We start from the raw sequence: 19682 nt of genomic DNA on the forward strand, positions 1-19682 counted from the left end.
TCAATGTATATCAAGTGATTCCTCATTTTTTATTTCAAACTCAGAAGAAACTGTATTTGTTTTACTCAATTTTAATTTATAGAAAATCATGCAAGCGATAAAAAATCCAATACCATATAGTAAACCAACTCTTTGCGTTGGATCGAATGCTAAAAAGACCAGAATTAGCGTGCAAAAAATAATACAGAACATTGGAATCAATGGATAAAATGGTGTTTTAAATTTTAATTCAGATACATCTCCTCCTGCTTTCACATAACGATATCGGAACATTAATTGAGAGGCGCAAATCCCCATCCATGAAATTGTTACAGAAATTCCTGCAATAGACATGAGTAAAACAAATACTGCATCTGCTTCCATCACGCTCGTTAATAAAGAAAGCAACGAGAAAAGCATCGTGAAAATAAGTGCATTTAATGGCACTTTATTTTTCGTTAGTCGTCCAAATAATTTAGGAGCCATCCCCTCTTTTGACATCGACCATAATAAACGTGTTGAAGCATATAGACATGAATTACCTACTGATAATATCGCTGTTAAAATTACAAAGTTCATAATGCCAGCAGCATATGGAACGCCAGCTAAATTCATCAATGTGACAAATGGGCTTTCCAGTAATCCAAGCTCCGATGAAGGGAATATAGCAGATAAAACAATAATAGAAGCAATATAGAAAACTATAATTCTAAAAAGAATTGTCTTTATTGCCCTAGGAATATTTTTCTCTGGATTTTCAGTTTCTCCTGCTGCAATACCAACAAGTTCAGAACCTTGATAAGAAAAGATAACATTCATCATTGTGACAAATATAATCGCAATACCTGCCGGGAATAAACCAGACGGTGCTAAATTCGTAAAATGTGGTGTTGGACGATCAGCTAACGGAATCAATCCAAAGATTGCCGCAACTCCTATAACGATAAATGCAATCACCGCAATGACTTTAATGCTTGCAAACCAAAATTCTGCTTCTGCAAAGCCTCTAGTTGTCAATGCATTTAAAGTAAATAACAGCACCATAAATACGGCACACCATATCCAAATAGGGACTTGAGGGAACCAATGTTGCATCAAAATTCCCGCTGCAGTAAATTCTACCCCCGCTGTGGCAGCTGACCCGACAAAATACATCCATCCTAAAGAAAATCCTGCCGAAGGACTAATAAAACGTGTTGCATAGGTTTGGAAAGAACCAGTTACAGGCATGTAAACAGCTAATTCTCCAAGACAATTCATTACCATGTACAATATTAAACCACCAAATATATAACCAATTAATGCTCCTCCAGGACCTGCTTGATTAATTGTATAGCCAACATTTAAAAATAGTCCTGTTCCAATAACTCCACCGAGCGATAGCATTAATAAATGACGACTTTTCATTGACCGGTTTAATTGATTATCTTGCCGTTGTTCCCCTTTACTCAACATCCATCCCCACTCTCTAGTTGTTATTGATATATCGAATATTCTGATATCAGATCTACTAAAGGACCCAATCAATTTATCTCCTATAAATTGATTGGGTATTGAATTAAAAACGTAATGACAAGCAGCTTAGCCCACCATCATGTTTTCTAAATTCAGACATTTCAAGCTCAATTGTTTGATAGCCTAAGTCGTTTAATTTACGATTTGTTTCTGGATAGCCCGCTGGAATAATGACATAATCATTTACTTGAATACAGTTTGCTGAATACTCATCCTCTTTTGGAATAATAATTTTTTCATAGGATTCGAATGCAGGGTGATCCATAAACTCTCCCGCTAGCACCATACGATTCTCACCAACATATGCGATGCCCGTTTTTAAATGGAAAAATTCCTTTAATGGAATAATCGTTGCCTCATAGCCTTCTCTTTCAACGATTTCTTTAAATTGTCGAGCTCCTTCTTCATTAGTACGGTCAGAGATGCCAACATAAAATTTCTTTTCTGCCTGCAATACATCTCCGCCATCAAGTGTTCCTGGGCCCTCGATATAATATAAATTTTCATAGAACTTTTTAACAGTTGGTTCAATTCCCTCAATTTCACGATTACGAGCTTCTGCCCCTGGATTTGAAATGATGGCAAATTCAGGTGTTAGAACAGCTGTATCCTCTACGAATGTTGAATCTGGGAAGGCCTCATTTGCTGGAAGCTGTGTAACCTCTACGCCACATTTCTTTAAAGCGTCAATATATTTTTCATGCTGCTCAAATAATTTTTCTAAAACCGGTTTTCCTAAGTCACTAGTCGTTAAACCATTTACATAACAATTTCCTGGATTTTTTACAATAACATTTTTAAACATTTTACTTCATCTCCTTTTATCTTCTTACTACTGGGCAAGTTAGACATGTTGGTCCACCTGTTCCTTTTATCGAAATTTCATTTCCTTTATATTCATAAACTGTTGCGCCTGCTTTAAGTAATTGTTGCTTTGTAATTGGATTTCCATTCGGAACCATACATACTCTAGGTGCAAGTGCTAACACGTTACAGCCTAGCGCATCATACTCATCTTTCGGTACTTCGATTAATTGAATTCCTCGTTCGATTAGAAGCTGCCGAAAAAAAACTGGCATTAATCTTGAATGTACAACCGCTAAATCTTTGTCCACCATACTAATGAAGGACATTAAGTGTAAACATTCTGCTTCACCTAAATCATGCGGTAGCTGTACAACAATGAATTCATCGACAATATCCTTTGTCATGTCTTTTAGCTGTCGAATAGCTTCATCATTCGTTCGATAACCTCTACCTACAACAAGTGTACGATCATCAAGCCAAACAATATCGCCACCATCTGATACAGCCTCTCCAGTCAATTCTCCGATAAGTGGAATACTCTTTTCCTTTAAAAAAGCTTTATAAACCGCTGCTTCTGGCTGTCTTAATTTTTTGCCAGATTTCAAGATAATGGCACCATTTGGTGTGAATTTTACAGGGTCATGTGCATACAGTGAATCCAACCCTATTTCATCTGATTCTGGTAAAAAATCAATTTTCTCAACATACTTTTCTAGAATGCTCATAAATTCAGCATATTCTTTCAGAGCCTCATCATAGTTAGGTTCTGATAAGTAGTTAAATGTTTTCCATTTATCGCTAAGATGCTCTTGGCTTCGGAAAGCATCTTTTGGATGTTTTACGATTACGTGTTTCAAAGGTGCATACATTGATGAACAATAATGCATTCCCTTCACCCCTTTTTCCGTGTAGTGGAAAACGTTTCCGTCGAGAGGAAAGTTTATATGAAAAATATATGTGTTTTAAGGTATACTGTCAATATATTTAGAAAAATTTATATATTCGTTCTTTTTAGTTAGGGAGCGTAATGAAATAGAGATCCACGATTATGTAGCTAGACGTAGACAAGGATTAAAAATAAAATAAATGAAGGAGAGGTGGGACATCCATGCAATTATTAGAACGAGCTATGACAATCGCAAAAGTTTTGGCATCTGCAAGTGAAAACAGCTTGTCCATTTCAGAGCTTTCGGCAAAATGCAATTTACCACTTAGTACATTACATAGAATTTTAAAAGCGATGATTAAGGAAGGAATGATTGAACAAGACGATCAAACTAAACAATATCGACTCGGTACAATATGGATGGAACTCGGCTTACAAGTGTATGATACGATGGACTACATTAGTAAAATCAGGCCAGAATTAGAGCGTTTAGCAAGAGAAGTCGAGGAAAGTGTCTATTTAAGTAAGCCTGCTGGTTTAGATACAATTATTATCGAAAGAATAGACAGTGCAGCTAATCCAATTCGTATTTACGATCAGTTAGGAATTCGTATACCGATGCATATTGGAGCTGCAAATAAGGCAATATTAGCCACAATGCCATTTTCTCAAGCAGAGGAAATTATTGAACAGCTTATTCCTCATAAAGAAGTCGCTGAATTAGAGGCACAGCTTGAGCAAATAAGACTACAAGGATTTGCCATTAGTCATGGGGAAAGAACAGCAGGAACATCCTCCATTGCAGTTTCTATTTTAAATGGTTTCAATGAAGTAGTCGGTGCAGTAAGTATAGGTTTTGTTAGCTTTAACGTTTCAGAAGAACATATTATTACCCTTACAGAGCGTTTAATGGAAACTGGTAAACGGGTTTCTATGAAGCTTGGCTACCGAGGGAAATAAAGTGAAGCTTCAATAGTTTTTCTTTATCCCCCACTGATTAATAGTCTTCATCAATCGGGCGTTAATGCGGGTTAAAATCAAACTACGCTATACCATAAATTGTATTACCTAGGAATTAACAGTCATTATTTAACAAGTATTTTTTATCTGTAAAGGTTTTTTTCTTGAAAGGTTATGTGAAAACTATTGCACTGAACGTCATCGTATGTTAAATTATTATGGTATGTGAAATACCGAACTGAAATAATAATCTTTCAGCATTAACAGTAAGGAGGGAATACAACATGCCAAAACAATGTGTAATCACTGGGCGTAAAGCTCGTACTGGTAACAACCGTTCCCACGCTATGAACGCTAGCAAACGTTCTTGGGGTGCTAACCTTCAAAAAGTTCGTATCTTAGTAGACGGTAAACCAAAACGTGTATGGGTTTCTACTCGTGCATTAAAATCAGGTAAAATCGAGCGCGTTTAATCGTCGCTTCCAAAAAATCGATTTCGCATTTGGCGCAAATCGATTTTTTTCTGTCTTATTAACTGGGCAAACTACCAACCGCCTTTGTAAATATTTAAATAAATGTCGCCGTTGTATTTATTTATAGATACAATAAAATGACTAAGCCGCTAGCCATTACAAGAAAACGTAATGGCTAGCGGCTTTCTTTGTCCAACACAACAAATCACCTGTTATCTGTAGAAATTTAGAATGTTCTACTTTTATCAATTTTATATATGTCAAAAATGAATGTTATGGCTACTCACCTTATTTGAACAGAATAACCACTCACAGCGATACGATAGTTGCTGTCGCTTCGCTTTCGCACATAAAACATTTGCTGCTCGATGCGCTCAGTCGAAATGGATATTTATTTTTCAAAAACAGTAAAAAATCCGACTAGTGTTAGTCGGATTTTTTTACTTTCTTTTCTTTTTTAAATATGTTGATACACGTACGCGTAATACTACTTACAAATTTCGGTAGTTGAAATGTATATACTTTCAGGACTCTCTCCCCCTTACGCTAATCTATGCTTCTTATCATTAAACATATGCCTTGCGAGAAAGATATAGACCCTGAATTGCCTATTATTTCATTACTTGTAAAGCGAGATGTACCGAGAGAGATTTCTTCATTTGTTGTTTCATACTTTACATGCCTTAATGTCACATCTTTAATCGGCTCTTCATGTGCAAAGAAAGACAAATAACGGTATTGCTCGTCTGCTTCAATGATGTGCTTGCCTGGCATTAAAAATTGCATCATATTTGCATGATTAATAATCTTCAATACTACTTGCGGATGCTCTTTTTGTAAACGATAAATCGAACGAACTGCTGCCTCATAATGATCTAAACGTCCACCTGTAACACCTGTAAGTACAATTTCAAGCGGTGTATAGGTCAAGGCTTTTAATAACGCTAAGTCCGTGTCTGTTTCATCTTTTTCTTCCTGGAATCGTTGTCTATCATTTGTATGTGCCATCACCAGCTCGTATTCTTCTTGCGATAGTGAGTCAAAATCTCCTACTATGGCATGTGGTGTGATTCCTTGTTCGATTAAGTATAGTGCTCCTCGGTCTGCTCCGATAAATAGCACATCACTTTGCTCTTTATATGGACTAAATGAACAGAGTTCCTCTCTTGGTCCACCTGCACAAACAACGGCTACTGTCATCCTTGAATCGCTGCCTCACCAGCGGCTAAAATTTCTTGTAGGGCCGCGGAACGATCTTCTTTACTATAAATAGCAGAACCAGCTACAAAAATTGTTGCTCCTGCTTTTGCACAAGGAATAATTGTCTCTGCATTAATGCCACCGTCGATCTCTATAGCAATATCTAGATTACATTCTTTAATAATAGTTGCTAATGCTTCAATTTTTGGTACAACAGAATGAATGAATTTTTGTCCACCAAACCCTGGATTCACTGTCATGAACAACACCATATCAATATCTTCTAAAATGTGTTGAATAGATTCTATTGGTGTATGTGGATTTAATACAACACCAGGTTTGACTCCATATGAGCGAATTAATTGAATCGTACGGTGTAAATGGCGGCAAGCTTCTACATGCACCGTAATATAGTCCGCTCCTGCTTTGGCGAATTGTTCGATATATTGATCAGGATTTTCAATCATTAAATGAACGTCTAGCGGTAAATCTGTTAAAGGACGAATAGCGTCTAATACGATAGAGCCAAAGGAAATATTTGGCACAAAATGACCATCCATAACATCGATATGAATAAGCTGTGCCCCCGCCTTTTCTACTTCTTTTACTTCTTCTCCTAATTTAGCAAAGTTAGCTGCTAAAATTGATGGTGCTATTTGTATCATCATTAATACCTCGGCTTTCGATCCATAATTTCTTGCATAAATTGTTCGTAGTGTTTATAACGATATCCACGAATTTCTCCTGCTTCCACCGCTGCCTTTACTGCACATTTTGGTTCCTTTAAGTGTAAACAGCCTCTAAATTTACAATCATCTGCAATACGGACCATTTCAGGGAAGCATGCGCCTACTTCTTCTTTTTCTATTTCATCAAAATCAAATGAACTAAATCCTGGAGTATCTGCTAATAAACCATCACATACCTCGATTAATTCGACATGGCGAGTCGTATGTTTTCCACGCCCTAAGCTTTGTGAAATAATGCCTGTTTTTAAATTTAAATCTGGAATCAATGTATTAAGTAGTGTGGATTTCCCAACTCCAGATTGTCCTGCTAACACGGAAGTTTTCTCCTTTAAAATAGGTTGTAGACGTTCAACTAATTCTTCCTCACCCTTATAGGTTTGTAGCACAGTATAGCCCATACTTTCATAATCTGCTATATAACCTTGTAATTCCTCACGTTCATGGTCTTTTAGCAAATCCATCTTTGTTAAACAAATAATCGGATGAACATGAAATGACTCTAAAACAACTAAGAAACGATCCAGTAAAATTGTATTAAAATTAGGTTCTTTTACAGAAAAAACCAGAATACCTTGATCAATATTGGCTATTGGAGGACGTACTAATTCATTTTGGCGTTCCATAATTTTTTGAATAGTGCCGTCTGATCCCTTTGTTTCCAGAGTATATTCTACATTGTCGCCAACGAGTGGGGATTCCCCGCGATTACGAAATACCCCACGTCCTCGACATTGTATTAGTTGTTCTCCATCATATACATAGTAATAACCACTTAATGCTTTACGAATTTGGCCTTGCGCCATCCAATTCCCCCTTATTTGACATCATCGTAGTTGAATCTGTCTTCATCAATAATTTCTGAATCACGAATAATTCTATATGCGCCTACTTCGCCCTCTTCAATGACAAGCTGTATTTTATAGTCTTTATCAGCCTTAATAGTAAATGTATCGGCTACTGATGACATTGTATGGTTTTTATCTTGAATTTCAATACGAATAGTTTGCTCCATACCTTCCTCAGCTGGTTCATATGGTATTTTCACAGCCACAGTTTTCACCAAAGTTTTTTTAGGTTTTTCGGCAGGTCCTTTACTTATAACAACAGCTATTGTAGATCCCGCTTCAACTGGAGTCCCGGATTTTGTCAATTGAGAAATAACACTTCCGGCAGCTACTGTATCATTATAGTCTTCACGAGCAATACGCCATTTTAAGCCATTTCTACTTACATACTCATCCATTTGAGCCTTCGTGTAATTCACAACATTATCTACGGTAATCATTTGTAAACCTGCGCTTACCGTAAAAATAACAGTTGTCTCTTTAGCAATTACGTCTTGGCCTGCTTCTGGTACTTGTTTAATAATGTGACCTTCAGGCTCTTGTGAGTGCACACTTTCAGTTTTTACATTGGCAAATTTGTCCTTTATCAATGCTTCGACTTGGCTAAATGGTCGCCCGGTATAATCTTCCAATTTCGTCGTTTCTTTTCCAAGACTGACGATTAAGTCTATTTCCGTACCTTTTACACGCTCTGTACCCTCCGCAGGATCTGTTTCAATAACCTTATCCTTTTCAACATTTTCATCATAGCGCTCTTGATGTTCACCAACAGTAAAGCCTTCAGCCACTAATTTCTTAGTAGCTTCATCAATTGTAAGATCAGCCACACTAGGTACAGGTATCTTTTTCGGGCTAAATACATCTGTTGCAAAATAAACGAATAGGAAAATGGCGATGGCTGATATTACTAGTCCGGCAACATATATTGGCCACTTTTTCTTTTTCTTTACAGGTGCTGTCTTTTCAACAGGCTTCTTTGCCTCGGGTTTCAGCTTTGATTGTGCAATTGGTTCGATTGCTCTTGTCTTCGTTAAATCTTCGTCTTTACGTATAACTGGCTCTCTTATAATCGGAATAGCCTTTGTCACATCATTATCTTCCGGTATGACAAACTTCGGTTCATTGATACGATTTGGCGATAAAATTGTTTCTAAATCTGCTTGCATTTCTTCTACAGTTGAATAACGATGATTAGCATCTTTCGCTGTAGCTTTTAGCACAACATTTTCCACGCTTTGAGGAATTGTAGCATCGAATGCACGAACTGACGGTGTCTCGGATTGTAAATGTTTAAGCGCGATCGAAACCGCTGACTCGCCTGAAAAAGGTAATTCCCCTGTTAATAATTCATATAAAACAATGCCCAGTGCATAAATATCAGATCTGTTTGTTGCCGTACCACCACGAGCCTGCTCTGGTGATAAATAATGCACCGTTCCAAGCACGGAGTTCGTTTGTGTAAATGACGTTGCACTAAGCGTCATCGCTATGCCAAAATCAGTTATTTTCACATTGCCCTCAGCATCCATTAAAATATTTTGAGGTTTAATGTCACGATGGATAATATGATTTTCATGAGCATTGGCAATTGCTGATGTTAACTGCTTCATAATATGCACACTTCTCGCAGGAGAAATTGGTGCAAATTCCTGTATGTACTGCTTTAATGTTTTTCCTTGGACATACTCCATCACAATATAATGTAGATCACCATCATCACCTACATCATAAACACTAACGATATTTGGATGTGTAAGGCTTGTAGCAGAAAGTGCTTCACGTTGAAAACGGCGATGCAATTCATCCTCATTGGTAAAATCATAGCGTAATATTTTGATCGCTACATCACGGTTTAAAATCATGTCATGTGCTAAATAAACATTGGACATACCACCGCCACCAATAAGCTCTATAATTTTATAGCGATCACTAATTCGTTTACCTACAAGCATACTTACACCTCCTCATCTTGTCTTGTGAGTAGCACGAGGGAGATATTGTCTTCTCCCCCGCTTGCATTTGCTAATTCCACAAGTTTTCGTCCTTTTTCTTCTATTGAATCAGGATACGTAATAATTGATGCCATTTCATACACTGTAAGTTTATTGCTTAAACCGTCAGAGCAAATGAGTAAATACGATGCTGATGCTAAATCAACTTCATAAAAGTCAGGTTCAATCGTTTCTTCTGTACCAACCGCTTTTAAGATGAAATTTTTCTTCGGATGCGTTAACGCTTCCTCTTCACTAATTTCACCATTTTCAACCAGAACATTTACATAGGAGTGATCTCTTGTTATTTGTTGTGCACCATCATCAAAGAAATAATACACACGACTATCGCCAACATGTGCGATATAGCAATGATTTTCTTCAATTAACACTGCAATAAACGTCGTGCCCATTCCTTTACAGTCTTCGTGTGATAAAGAATAGTCGTATATACTTTTATTCAATTGCATGACTGCTTGTAATAACCACTCTTTTTTTGTTGTTGTTGATGCAAAATGATGTGCCTCTGCCTGTAAAAAAACGGATTCTATCTGTTTCATTGCCATATCACTCGCTACATCGCCAGCATTATGACCACCCATGCCGTCAGCTACAAGTGCTAGCGCAAGCCCGTCTGGACGTTTAAAAAATGCAGCACGGTCTTCATTAATTGCTCGTTTTAACCCAATATCACTTTCGACTGTGTATTCCAACACTGGTCACCTCGTCTCTTCAGATCTCTCTTGCGCACGTAATTGACCACACGCAGCTGCAATATCAGAACCTTGCTCTCGGCGGATCGTTACGTTAATACCATTTTTCTTTAATGTTTTTTCAAAGGCAAAAATTTGACTACGGGATGTACGAACATAATCACGTTCTGGTACGTAGTTTACAGGAATTAAGTTCACGTGGCATTTAATTCCTTTTATTAATGCAGATAATTCTTCTGCAATTTCAACTGAATCATTTTCACCAGACATTAAACCATACTCAAAACTTACACGTCGCCCAGTTTTTTCGGTATAGTAACGAACAGCTTCCATTAATTCATCCAGTTTGTAAGCACGTGCAATTGGCATCAGTTTTTGACGAGCCTCTTGGTTTGGTGCATGTAAGGATACTGCAAAGTTAATTTGTAGCTGTTCATCAGCGAATTCGTAAATTTTAGGAACAATTCCTGATGTTGATACAGTGATGTGACGAGCACCAATATTTAACCCTTTTTCATGGTTGATGACTTTTAAGAAGTTCATCATCGCATCATAATTATCGAAAGGTTCTCCAATACCCATAATGACGATATGTGACACACGTTCGCCCAATTCATCTAAAGTTTGTTGTACTTTGACAACTTGTTCCACGATTTCCCCTGCTAGTAAGTGACGTTTTAAACCACCTAAAGTTGATGCACAAAACGTACAGCCAATTCGGCAGCCTACTTGTGTCGTTACACAAACAGAGTTCCCATATTCATGACGCATTAATACAGTTTCAATCGAATAGCCATCTTGTAATTGGAATAAAAACTTGATAGTACCATCTTTTGATTCCTGTTGAATAATTGTTGACAATGTCGTCAATGCAAAACTTGCTTCAAGCTTTTCACGTAATCCCTTTGCAAGGTTAGACATTTCATCAAATGTTTTTACTCGTTTATTATAAAGCCAATCAAAAATTTGCGCTGCACGGAACGATTTTTCACCATTTTCCGTTAACCATTCTTCTAATTGTTTCGGCTGTAATGAGTATACCGATTCCTTTAAATTTGGTTTTTCTTTTTTTGCGCGTCGAACAGGCTTGTCTTCTGCTTCTTCAACTAAGTCGCTTATACGCTCATTAAATTTATCTTGATCCACCATTAGTTGGATCCTCCTTTTTTACGAAAGGCGGCAACGAAGAAACCGTCACTGCCAAAGTCTTGTGGAAAGACTTGAAGCATGCCATTTGCTTGCTTTTCCGCTAATTTTGTTGGTAAAGATTCTAGTTGTATAGCTTCCATTTCTGGATGCGTTGTTAAAAAGGCCTCTACAGTACCTTCATTTTCTCTTTTATCGACTGTACATGTACTGTACACAAGCTTACCATCTATTTTCAATACTTTTGTTGCCGCATCTAATAGCGCCAATTGTATTTTTTGGAGGTTTTCTAAATCTTCCTCACGTTTTGTATATTTAATATCTGGCTTGCGGCGCATAACACCTAAACCACTACAAGGTGCATCGACTAAAATAGCGTCGAATGATTCTAGTTGTAGAAAATCCGGTGCTTTACGTCCGTCAACCGGAGCAGTCTCTACTATATCAATCCCTAGACGATTCGTATTATGGTCGATTAAATCTAATTTATGAGGGTGAAGGTCGGTCGCTAAAATCGAACCTTCATTTTTCATAATCTCAGCAATATGTGTTGTCTTTCCACCTGGAGCTGCACACATATCTAAGACGCGCATGCCAGGAGATGGATGCAAAACATTCGCAGGAATCATGGAGCTTTCATCCTGAATAGTAATAAGCCCTTCTTGGAATGCCTTTGTTCGAGCTGGCTGACCATTTGTTACATGTAAGCATTCAGGCATCAGGTCACTTTTTTTCGCTGATAAACCTTCCGCTTCTATGCTAGCAATCGCTTGCTCGACGCTTCCTTTCGTCGTATTTACACGTACAGTTTGCACCGGAGGTACATTGTTTTCATGTAACATTTCAGCTGCTACTTCAATACCGTAGTTATCGACAAAGCGCTGCACTAACCACTCGGGATGACTCGTTTCAATAGCAAGGCGCTCAATTGGATCTTTAATGTCATCAGTAGAAGCTACACCCTGACGTAAAATAGATCGTAAAATACCGTTAACCATTGAAGCTATCCCTTGGTGACCTCGACGCTTAGCGATTTCTACAGCTTCATTCACCGCTGCATGTGGTGGTATACGCGTTAAATAATGCATTTGATATAAAGATAAACGTAAAAGCCAGCGCACCCAATGATCCACTGAACCACGAATGAATGGCTCTAAATAGTAGTCAAGTGTCATTTTATATTGTAGAGTGCCATACGTAATTTCTGTTAAAAGCGCACGATCCTTCGCTTCAATTTTATGGCGCTTTATCGTTTCATTTAAAAGCAAATTGCTATAGGCTTGATTTTTATCCACTGCTAACAGAATAGAAAGTGCAGCATCACGCACATTTCCATCCCAAATTACTACGCTTTTTTTACTCATTTAAATTGGTCCCCGATCTGTAATTTAGAACCTGTACCACGCAAATATTCCTCTGCTGTCATGCGCTTTTTACCAGCTGGTTGTATATCATACAGTGCAAGTGTTGTACCATTTCCTGCCGCGACTTCAAAATGATCCTTTGAAATCGCAACAACCTCACCAGGTATAGCATCGTGCTTTGTGTCGCCAACCTTTGCCCACCAAATTTTAAAGTTTCCATCTTCAAATGTTGTATAGGCAACCGGCCAAGGATGAAGACCACGCACTTGATTGTATAAAGTTGTAGCATCCTTTGTCCAATCGATACGTTCCTGTTCACGTGAAATATTGCTAGCAAAGGTTACTTGTGCTTCATCCTGCACTGTACGGTTATTTGTTCCATTTATAATAGAAGGAAGTGTATCTTTTAATAATTCGCAACCTACAACACTTAGCTTGTCAAATAGTCCACCCGTATGATCATCCTCTTCAATTAGGATAGCCTTTTGAGATATGATATCACCGGCATCAAGCTTTTGCTCCATATACATGATTGTTATACCCGTCTCTTTTTCACCATCGATAATTGCTTGGTGAATAGGTGCTCCACCACGATATTTCGGTAAAAGTGACGCATGGACGTTAATGCAACCAAGTGGAGGTACATCTAGTAATTCTTTCGGCAAGATTTGTCCAAAAGCTGCTGTTACGATTAGGTCAGACTGTAAATCAATAATTTGCTGTAATTCCTCAGAACCACGCAGTTTTTCAGGCTGAATAACATGTAAACCTAACTCCATAGCTGCTGCCTTTACAGGTGGTGGTGTTAACACACGCTTACGCCCAACTGGACGATCTGGTTGTGTAACTACAGCTTTAATATCATAACCTTCATGATGTAGCATACGCAAAATTGGCGCTGAGAAATCAGGTGTTCCCATAAAAATTATTGAAGTCATTTTATTCCTCCTCTTCAGCGTACATTGCTTCAAGCTCTTCTTCAGTTACAATACGTTTGATTTTTGAATCAAATAGCACGCCATCTAAATGATCGATTTCATGTAAAATTGCTCGTGCATCAAAGCCTCCCGCTTCTAGCTCATATACACGCCCTTCACGGTCACATGCTTCGATTTTCACATAGTCAGGTCGTTCAACCTCACCGTATAATCCGGGGAAGCTTAAGCATCCTTCAATATCTATTTCAGCTCCAACCGTTTCAATAACAGTTGGATTAACCATTTCTAAAATATCTCGTTCCTCGCCAAGCTCGACAATTGCAACACGTAATCCTACATTTATTTGTGGTGCTGCAATTCCAACGCCATCGTATTCAACCATTGTGTCATATAAATCATCTAATAATGTAATAATTTCTTCATTAATTTCTGTTACTTCCGCACACGGCGTTGAAAGTACTTTTGCTGGATGTTCTACAACTTTTTTAATTGCCATCTTATGTTCCTCATTTCTATATTTAAGGCTTATACCTTGTCGCATTGGATTCGTTATCATCTAACGTAGTTCACAACATTTTATATTCTCATCACCATAACTTTGTTCACACGAAATATATTTCAACACAGTGTCATTTTTTTAGGTGATAAACCATTTTATATAGTAGACGGATCTAAATCTACCGTCATTAATATACCCTGTTTAATCCATTCCGCTCGATACATCGCTAGAAGGCGCTGTAATACAGGAATGAGATTAGGTTCAATTTTATATTTTATCAAACATTGATAACGATATCTATTTTGGAGACGACTAATGCTTGCCGTTGTTGGTCCAATAATTGCTACTTTGTTTGATAAGTTTGCCCTTAGCCAATCCGCTGCACGTCCAGCATACTCTGCCGCCATCATGACATCCTCATGGGATATTTGAACAAGTGCTACATAATAATACGGTGGATAGCTAGAGCGGCGGCGTAAAAACATTTCACGTTCGTAAAATGGCTCATAATCTTGTATTTTGGCCAATTCAATTGCATAATGCTCTGGTGTATACGATTGAATAATAACCTCACCAAGCTTTTCATGACGTCCAGCCCTACCACTAACCTGCGTTAATAATTGAAATGTTCGCTCCGCTGCACGATAATCGGGTAGATGCAGAGATGTATCAGCACTAAGTACACCAACAAGCGTAATATTAGGAAAATCAAGACCTTTAGCAATCATTTGCGTCCCTAGCAAAATATCTGCTTGTCCTTCCCCAAATGCTTGCAAAATTTCTTCATGTGCACCTTTGTGCTTTGTTGTATCAACATCCATTCGGAGAACCCTTGCCTCAGGAAATAGCTTATAAATTTCTTCTTCAACTTTTTGTGTCCCCGTACCAAAATAACGTATATGCTCACTCTGGCATTGTGGACATATTTGAGGAACACGCTCCTCATAACCGCAATAATGACATTTTAATTTCTCTGTCGTTCGATGATACGTTAACGAGATGTCACAGTTCGGACATTGTACAACCGTTCCACAATCACGACAAAGCACAAAAGAAGAATAGCCACGACGATTTAAAAACAGCACCATCTGTTCTTTTTTCTCAAGCCTTATACGTATAGCATCAATAAGTTGCTCCGAAAACATAGAACGATTCCCTTTTTGAAGTTCTTCTCGCATATCAGCAATAAAAACAGTTGGTAACGGTTGATGCAATGCACGTTGCTTTAATGATAGCAAACTATATACGCCCTTCTTTGCTCTCGCAAATGATTCAAGTGCAGGCGTTGCACTACCTAATATGACAGGACATTTGTAAAATTCACTTCGCCAAATCGCTACATCTCTAGCGTGATAACGCGGTGAATCTTCTTGCTTGTATGTTGATTCATGCTCTTCATCCAGAATAATGAGACCTAAATTTGTAAAAGGTGCGAAAATTGCTGAACGAGCTCCAACAACAACACTTACCTTTCCTTGCTGAATTTTACGCCATTCATCATACTTTTCACCGACAGATAACCCACTATGCATCACAGCAACCATCTCACCAAAACGACTGCGAAAACGCTCTGTCATTTGTGGTGTTAATGATATTTCAGGCACTAACATAATGGCTTCCTTACCTTCATCTAACACCTTTTGTATCGCTTGCAAATATATTTCGGTTTTTCCACTTCCCGTGACGCCGTGAAGTAAAAAAGTTTGCGCCGTCTGTTCTTCCATCGATCTAGTAATAGCCTTTAGCGCAATGTGCTGCTCATCCGTCAACTGTAAAGATTGCGTACGGGAGACCTCCTTCGTAAAGGGATCTCGATACACCTCTTCTTGTATAAAATGGGCAGCTCCTTTGTCAATAACTGACTGTAATACCGCGGAGGATGCACCTGTTTCCTCATAGATTTTCTGTGGCAAAAGGATCTCTCCACGGTGTCTACCCATCCATTCAATCAGTTGGCGCTGTTTGGCTGCTCTCGCTGCACCTTCCATTGCCCTGTCGATGTCTTGCTGATGATCTGAAATTTTGACCATCCGTATTTCTTTCACATTGCCTTGCTGCTTCACAACATTTTCAATTTTTACAATTTTATTAGTGATAAGCTGTTTTAATAAAGAAAGTAATTCTGCACGCTCGAATTCTTTGAAATTAGCCTGTTGTCGCTTACCAAAAATAGCTTGCGCCTCATCTGGCAAAGCGTCTTTCTCCTCTAGTAGCGTTATGATTTTTTCATACTTCGCTCGAAGCGCTGATGGGAGCATGACCTGTAAGGCATCAATTTCATAACAAATCGTTTCATTTTTCAGCCACTTTGCCATTAACAGCATTTCTTCGGTCAATACAGGCTCTATATCTAAAATTTGTGCAATTGACTTTAATTTGTTAGATGGTACATCTGTTTCATTTTTTAATCCGACCACAAAACCTAGAACATTTCTTGGTCCGAACGGTACTTTTACACGACAGCCCATCTCTATAATATGTGCCCATTCTGTAGGTACTTCATAGTCAAACGGACGATCTACATGGTATGTTGAAACATCCACTATAACTTCTGCAATCAACAAACTCATTGCATCTCACCCTGTAATACATATGTCCAAAATGCTTCCGCAAACTGCGTGGCATTTGTCGTATCCCACAATTGACCATTTACTTCTGCCGTGTCACTAAAATCAATCCACGTGTCAGACAAAATTGTTAACATTGGTTCACCAATAACCTTTTGTCCAAAAGTTATTGCGGTCATTCCTTCTACGGACAGTATCGGTGCCCCTTCAATTATAGGCGTATTTGCTGCATGGATAAAAAATGTAGATGGATATTGTTTTTTATACTCCTCAAGCTGTTCAAAGAGTTTATACACGCTTGTTTCTTTCTCATCTATTAGGATTACATTTGCCCCAAGTGTTTTTGCCTCTTTTGCTATTGCCTGACCAATTTTACTGTTCGACTGTGTACTAATAACATGGTGCTCGTCCAATGGTACATAAAAAGCTCCAGCTGTAACCACTACCGTTTTACCAGCTAATGGCTTAACCTTCTCAGAAAAAAATTCTTGCACGATCGCCGTTATTTTTTCTGGCTCCTCTAAACGACCTTTACCAACATAGCCACATGCCAAAAAACCTTCTGAAGGCTCAATAAATTGATAGCCATCAGATTGTAATTGAGCCAAATTTCGTTTTACCGCTGGATGGTCATACATATGTACATTCATCGCTGGTGCAAGCCATACAGGGGCAGTTGTTGCAAGCAAGGTCGTCGTTACCATATCGTCTGCAATTCCATTCGCCAGTTTACCAATAACATTTGCAGTAGCTGGTGCAACTAAAATTAAATCTGCCCAATCCGCCAAATCAATATGAGCAATAACACTTGAATCCTTTTCATCAAATGTGTCGAAAAAAACATCATTTTTGGACATAACTTGAAAGCTCAACGGATTAACAAATTGTCTTGCTGATGCTGTCATGATGACTTTTACATTTGCCCCTGCCTGAGATAGCTTGCTAACTAGAGCGACAGCCTTATAAACCGCTATACCACCTGAAACACAAAGTAAAATGTTTTTATTCATGTACAATCGTCCTTTCAAATGATAAGCTCCCAAAGGAAAATTCCTCGGGAGCTCTCGGCATGCTGTATAATCAAAAATCCACTGCAGACGTTAACATTAATTTCGCAAAAGCTTATTTATGTTAGATTTCGTCTTCGTACACAGTTGACTCATCCTGTGTTACCTTCGTAAGTACACCTGCCGCTACTTCCTCAAGTGCTTTCCCTACGTATTTATGGGAAACATACTTGTGTAAGCGTTCAGTGTCTTGTTCCTCTTGCATTTGGCGAGCACGTTTAGATGCTAGACTTACTAAAGAGTATTTTGAATCGATTTCTTTTTTTAATGTATCTACTGATGGGTATAACATAGGTTTATTCTCCTCTCAACATTGACAAATATCTTTTTTCAACACGTTCTCTACGACAATGCTCGGCTTTAATAATCGCATTTATACGATCACAGGCATTTGTCACTTCATCATTTTCAACTACATAATCATAAAGGCTCATCATTTCGAGCTCTTCACTCGCAGTTGCAATTCGCTTTGCAATAACGTCTGCTGTTTCCGTCCCTCGACCAACTAAACGGTCTTTTAATTCCGTTAAGCTTGGTGGGGCTAAGAAAATAAATAATGCATCTGGTGCCTTTTCGCGGATTTGTGCAGCACCTTGCACTTCGATTTCTAAAAACACATCACGTCCTGCATCAAGTGTTTCATTTACGTAGGCTAACGGTGTTCCGTAATAATTCCCTACAAATTCAGCATGCTCCAATAAGCCACCCTGTTCAATCAACGCTTCAAATTCTTCACGTGTCTTGAAAAAATAGTCTACACCATCTACTTCACCTTCGCGAGGATTTCGTGTTGTCATCGAGATGGAATACTCATAATTCGTATTCGGCTGAGAAAATAATTCTTTTCGCACTGTCCCTTTACCTACACCAGATGGGCCAGACAGAACAATTAATAATCCACGTTCTTTTATCATTTATTCTCTATATCTCCCTTAATTTATAACAGATACAGGCAAGCTATTCGATATTTTGAACTTGCTCGCGCATCTTTTCTAAAATTGTTTTCGCCTGAACTACCGCAATGGCCGCCTCTGTTGATTGATTTTTTGAACCAATCGTATTGATCTCGCGGTGTATTTCCTGCATTAAAAAGTCTAATTTACGGCCAACCGAAATCGTTTCTTGTAATGTTTCTTTCAGTTGATTAAAGTGACTATCTAATCTGTCCAATTCTTCGGTGATGTCCACACGTTCTGCAAATATCGCTACTTCAGCAAGTAGTCGATCTTCTAACAACGCTCCATCCGCTACTTCAGTAATTCGTTCCAATAATCGTGTACGATATTTTTCAACAGCAAGAGAGGCGCATGAACGAATGTGGTTCACTTGTTCCATTAACTGTTCTTTATATTGTACAACAACATCATGCAATTCTCGCCCTTCACGCTCACGCATTTGAATCAACTGTTCAAGTGCTTGCGTAATAGCCTTTTCAACAGCACCGAGTAAATCCTCAGGTGTAAGCTGCGGCTTTTCCTGTACAAGCGCTTGTTCAAGTGATAGTAGCTCTTGCATCGTCCATTTTTCTTCTAGTGGTACTTTACTTGCTAATTGCTCTTTTGCCTTACGATACGCTTCAATTAATGACCAATTAATTTCAATAGATTGCTCGACGTTATCTAAATCCTTAACATAAACCATCACATCAATTTTGCCACGTGACAAAGCTTGCGAAATTATTTTCTTTGCAAAAATTTCTGCTTCAAGCCATTCTTTCGGGAATTTTGCATTAATTTCTAAAAATCGATGGTTGACCGAGCGCATTTCTACGGTTAATTGAAAGTCTCTTGTTGTTGTGACACCTCTGCCAAAACCAGTCATACTACGCACCAAGGTTCGTCACACCCTTCTTTGCATACTGGGATTATTATAACATAAGCTCTGTTGTTTATGACGTAAAAAATAGATCAATTTCGCCTTGGCGTAATTGCGTCCGGATTTTTAATTGTGCCCTTTGTAGGAAGTTAACCTAAAACCGTCACT

Annotated in this window: 20 protein-coding genes; 2 read left to right on the forward strand and 18 right to left on the reverse strand. The window is 38.3% G+C overall.

The features are described 5' to 3' along the window. The 3 genes from ACIQLB_RS04045 to ACIQLB_RS04055 form a co-directional block, all read right to left on the reverse strand. Entirely contained in the window at nt 1-1434 is a 1434-nt protein-coding gene (locus tag ACIQLB_RS04045) for an amino acid permease (protein WP_370042900.1), read from the reverse strand. 103 nt (nt 1435-1537) lie between these two features. Further along, entirely contained in the window at nt 1538-2299 is a 762-nt protein-coding gene (locus ACIQLB_RS04050; protein WP_400721212.1) for a dimethylarginine dimethylaminohydrolase family protein, read from the reverse strand. Between the two features lie 16 nt (nt 2300-2315). Then, the gene (locus tag ACIQLB_RS04055; RefSeq protein WP_400721215.1) at nt 2316-3188 is read right to left on the reverse strand and encodes a dimethylarginine dimethylaminohydrolase family protein; all 873 of its coding nucleotides are present in this window, start codon (nt 3186-3188) and stop codon (nt 2316-2318) included. 221 nt (nt 3189-3409) lie between these two features. Between ACIQLB_RS04055 and ACIQLB_RS04060 the strand changes: the two genes are divergently transcribed. Both ACIQLB_RS04060 and rpmB read left to right on the forward strand, forming a co-directional pair. Continuing rightward, on the forward strand, nt 3410-4147 hold the full coding sequence (locus ACIQLB_RS04060) for an IclR family transcriptional regulator (RefSeq protein ID WP_400721218.1): 738 nt from the start codon (nt 3410-3412) through the stop codon (nt 4145-4147). A gap of 284 nt (nt 4148-4431) precedes the next feature. Then, a complete protein-coding gene (gene rpmB, locus ACIQLB_RS04065) occupies nt 4432-4620 on the forward strand; it encodes a 50S ribosomal protein L28 (RefSeq protein ID WP_370042904.1) in 189 nt (62 codons plus the stop codon). Nucleotides 4621-5046: 426 nt separating this feature from the next. Here the strand turns inward: rpmB and spoVM are convergent, their stop codons facing one another. From spoVM to ACIQLB_RS04140, 15 genes are all read right to left on the reverse strand, one after another. Continuing rightward, nucleotides 5047-5148: a stage V sporulation protein SpoVM gene (spoVM, locus tag ACIQLB_RS04070; RefSeq protein ID WP_100544041.1), complete on the reverse strand. Its 102-nt coding sequence runs from the start codon at nt 5146-5148 to the stop codon at nt 5047-5049. An 18-nt stretch (nt 5149-5166) separates the two neighbouring features. Further along, on the reverse strand, nt 5167-5820 hold the full coding sequence (locus tag ACIQLB_RS04075; RefSeq protein ID WP_400721222.1) for a thiamine diphosphokinase: 654 nt from the start codon (nt 5818-5820) through the stop codon (nt 5167-5169). Then, nucleotides 5817-6485 carry a ribulose-phosphate 3-epimerase gene (gene rpe / locus ACIQLB_RS04080; protein ID WP_400721690.1) on the reverse strand — a complete coding sequence of 223 codons (669 nt, stop codon included), beginning with the start codon at nt 6483-6485 and terminating at the stop codon, nt 5817-5819. The genes ACIQLB_RS04075 and rpe overlap by 4 nt, the downstream gene beginning before the upstream one ends. Before the next feature lie 2 nt (nt 6486-6487). Further along, nucleotides 6488-7372 (reverse strand): ribosome small subunit-dependent GTPase A, encoded by an 885-nt coding sequence (rsgA, locus tag ACIQLB_RS04085; RefSeq protein WP_400721225.1) that lies wholly within the window; start codon nt 7370-7372, stop codon nt 6488-6490. 11 nt (nt 7373-7383) lie between these two features. After that, nucleotides 7384-9366, reverse strand: coding sequence for a Stk1 family PASTA domain-containing Ser/Thr kinase (gene pknB, locus ACIQLB_RS04090; protein WP_400721228.1), 1983 nt, complete (start codon nt 9364-9366; stop codon nt 7384-7386). A gap of 2 nt (nt 9367-9368) precedes the next feature. Then, entirely contained in the window at nt 9369-10118 is a 750-nt protein-coding gene (locus ACIQLB_RS04095) for a Stp1/IreP family PP2C-type Ser/Thr phosphatase (protein ID WP_400721693.1), read from the reverse strand. A gap of 6 nt (nt 10119-10124) precedes the next feature. Beyond that, the gene (rlmN, locus tag ACIQLB_RS04100; protein WP_400721231.1) at nt 10125-11267 is read right to left on the reverse strand and encodes a dual-specificity RNA methyltransferase RlmN; all 1143 of its coding nucleotides are present in this window, start codon (nt 11265-11267) and stop codon (nt 10125-10127) included. Then, nucleotides 11267-12628 carry a 16S rRNA (cytosine(967)-C(5))-methyltransferase RsmB gene (rsmB, locus tag ACIQLB_RS04105; protein ID WP_400721234.1) on the reverse strand — a complete coding sequence of 454 codons (1362 nt, stop codon included), beginning with the start codon at nt 12626-12628 and terminating at the stop codon, nt 11267-11269. Before rsmB ends, rlmN begins: the two co-directional genes overlap by 1 nt. Beyond that, entirely contained in the window at nt 12625-13566 is a 942-nt protein-coding gene (gene fmt, locus ACIQLB_RS04110) for a methionyl-tRNA formyltransferase (protein WP_400721237.1), read from the reverse strand. Before fmt ends, rsmB begins: the two co-directional genes overlap by 4 nt. Nucleotide 13567: 1 nt before the next feature. After that, nucleotides 13568-14062, reverse strand: coding sequence for a peptide deformylase (gene def, locus ACIQLB_RS04115; protein WP_400721240.1), 495 nt, complete (start codon nt 14060-14062; stop codon nt 13568-13570). Between the two features lie 158 nt (nt 14063-14220). Then, nucleotides 14221-16635, reverse strand: a complete 2415-nt coding sequence (gene priA / locus ACIQLB_RS04120; RefSeq protein ID WP_400721243.1) for a primosomal protein N' — start codon at nt 16633-16635, stop codon at nt 14221-14223. Beyond that, nucleotides 16632-17642 carry a bifunctional phosphopantothenoylcysteine decarboxylase/phosphopantothenate--cysteine ligase CoaBC gene (gene coaBC, locus ACIQLB_RS04125; protein ID WP_400721246.1) on the reverse strand — a complete coding sequence of 337 codons (1011 nt, stop codon included), beginning with the start codon at nt 17640-17642 and terminating at the stop codon, nt 16632-16634. The genes priA and coaBC overlap by 4 nt, the downstream gene beginning before the upstream one ends. Nucleotides 17643-17763: 121 nt before the next feature. Next, on the reverse strand, nt 17764-17991 hold the full coding sequence (gene rpoZ / locus ACIQLB_RS04130) for a DNA-directed RNA polymerase subunit omega (RefSeq protein ID WP_400721249.1): 228 nt from the start codon (nt 17989-17991) through the stop codon (nt 17764-17766). A gap of 4 nt (nt 17992-17995) precedes the next feature. Beyond that, entirely contained in the window at nt 17996-18613 is a 618-nt protein-coding gene (gene gmk / locus ACIQLB_RS04135) for a guanylate kinase (RefSeq protein WP_285399571.1), read from the reverse strand. Between the two features lie 43 nt (nt 18614-18656). Further along, the gene (locus tag ACIQLB_RS04140; protein WP_400721253.1) at nt 18657-19532 is read right to left on the reverse strand and encodes a YicC/YloC family endoribonuclease; all 876 of its coding nucleotides are present in this window, start codon (nt 19530-19532) and stop codon (nt 18657-18659) included. Nucleotides 19533-19682 lie beyond the last annotated feature (150 nt).

The organism is Lysinibacillus sp. NPDC092081, assembly GCF_044755845.1.
Classification (GTDB): Bacteria; Bacillota; Bacilli; order Bacillales_A; family Planococcaceae; genus Lysinibacillus.

Excerpts from the sequence above, each read along its gene's own strand:
- ACIQLB_RS04045 (WP_370042900.1), bottom strand. The coding sequence starts at position 1,434 with ATGTTGAGTAAAGGGGAACAACGGCAAGATAATCAATTAAACCGGTCA.
- ACIQLB_RS04050 (WP_400721212.1), bottom strand. The coding sequence starts at position 2,299 with ATGTTTAAAAATGTTATTGTAAAAAATCCAGGAAATTGTTATGTAAAT.
- ACIQLB_RS04055 (WP_400721215.1), bottom strand. The coding sequence starts at position 3,188 with ATGCATTATTGTTCATCAATGTATGCACCTTTGAAACACGTAATCGTA.
- ACIQLB_RS04060 (WP_400721218.1), top strand. The coding sequence starts at position 3,410 with ATGCAATTATTAGAACGAGCTATGACAATCGCAAAAGTTTTGGCATCT.
- rpmB (WP_370042904.1), top strand. The coding sequence starts at position 4,432 with ATGCCAAAACAATGTGTAATCACTGGGCGTAAAGCTCGTACTGGTAAC.
- ACIQLB_RS04075 (WP_400721222.1), bottom strand. The coding sequence starts at position 5,820 with ATGACAGTAGCCGTTGTTTGTGCAGGTGGACCAAGAGAGGAACTCTGT.
- rpe (WP_400721690.1), bottom strand. The coding sequence starts at position 6,485 with ATGATACAAATAGCACCATCAATTTTAGCAGCTAACTTTGCTAAATTA.
- rsgA (WP_400721225.1), bottom strand. The coding sequence starts at position 7,372 with ATGGCGCAAGGCCAAATTCGTAAAGCATTAAGTGGTTATTACTATGTA.
- pknB (WP_400721228.1), bottom strand. The coding sequence starts at position 9,366 with ATGCTTGTAGGTAAACGAATTAGTGATCGCTATAAAATTATAGAGCTT.
- rlmN (WP_400721231.1), bottom strand. The coding sequence starts at position 11,267 with ATGGTGGATCAAGATAAATTTAATGAGCGTATAAGCGACTTAGTTGAA.
- rsmB (WP_400721234.1), bottom strand. The coding sequence starts at position 12,628 with ATGAGTAAAAAAAGCGTAGTAATTTGGGATGGAAATGTGCGTGATGCT.
- fmt (WP_400721237.1), bottom strand. The coding sequence starts at position 13,566 with ATGACTTCAATAATTTTTATGGGAACACCTGATTTCTCAGCGCCAATT.
- def (WP_400721240.1), bottom strand. The coding sequence starts at position 14,062 with ATGGCAATTAAAAAAGTTGTAGAACATCCAGCAAAAGTACTTTCAACG.
- priA (WP_400721243.1), bottom strand. The coding sequence starts at position 16,635 with ATGAGTTTGTTGATTGCAGAAGTTATAGTGGATGTTTCAACATACCAT.
- coaBC (WP_400721246.1), bottom strand. The coding sequence starts at position 17,642 with ATGAATAAAAACATTTTACTTTGTGTTTCAGGTGGTATAGCGGTTTAT.
- rpoZ (WP_400721249.1), bottom strand. The coding sequence starts at position 17,991 with ATGTTATACCCATCAGTAGATACATTAAAAAAAGAAATCGATTCAAAA.
- gmk (WP_285399571.1), bottom strand. The coding sequence starts at position 18,613 with ATGATAAAAGAACGTGGATTATTAATTGTTCTGTCTGGCCCATCTGGT.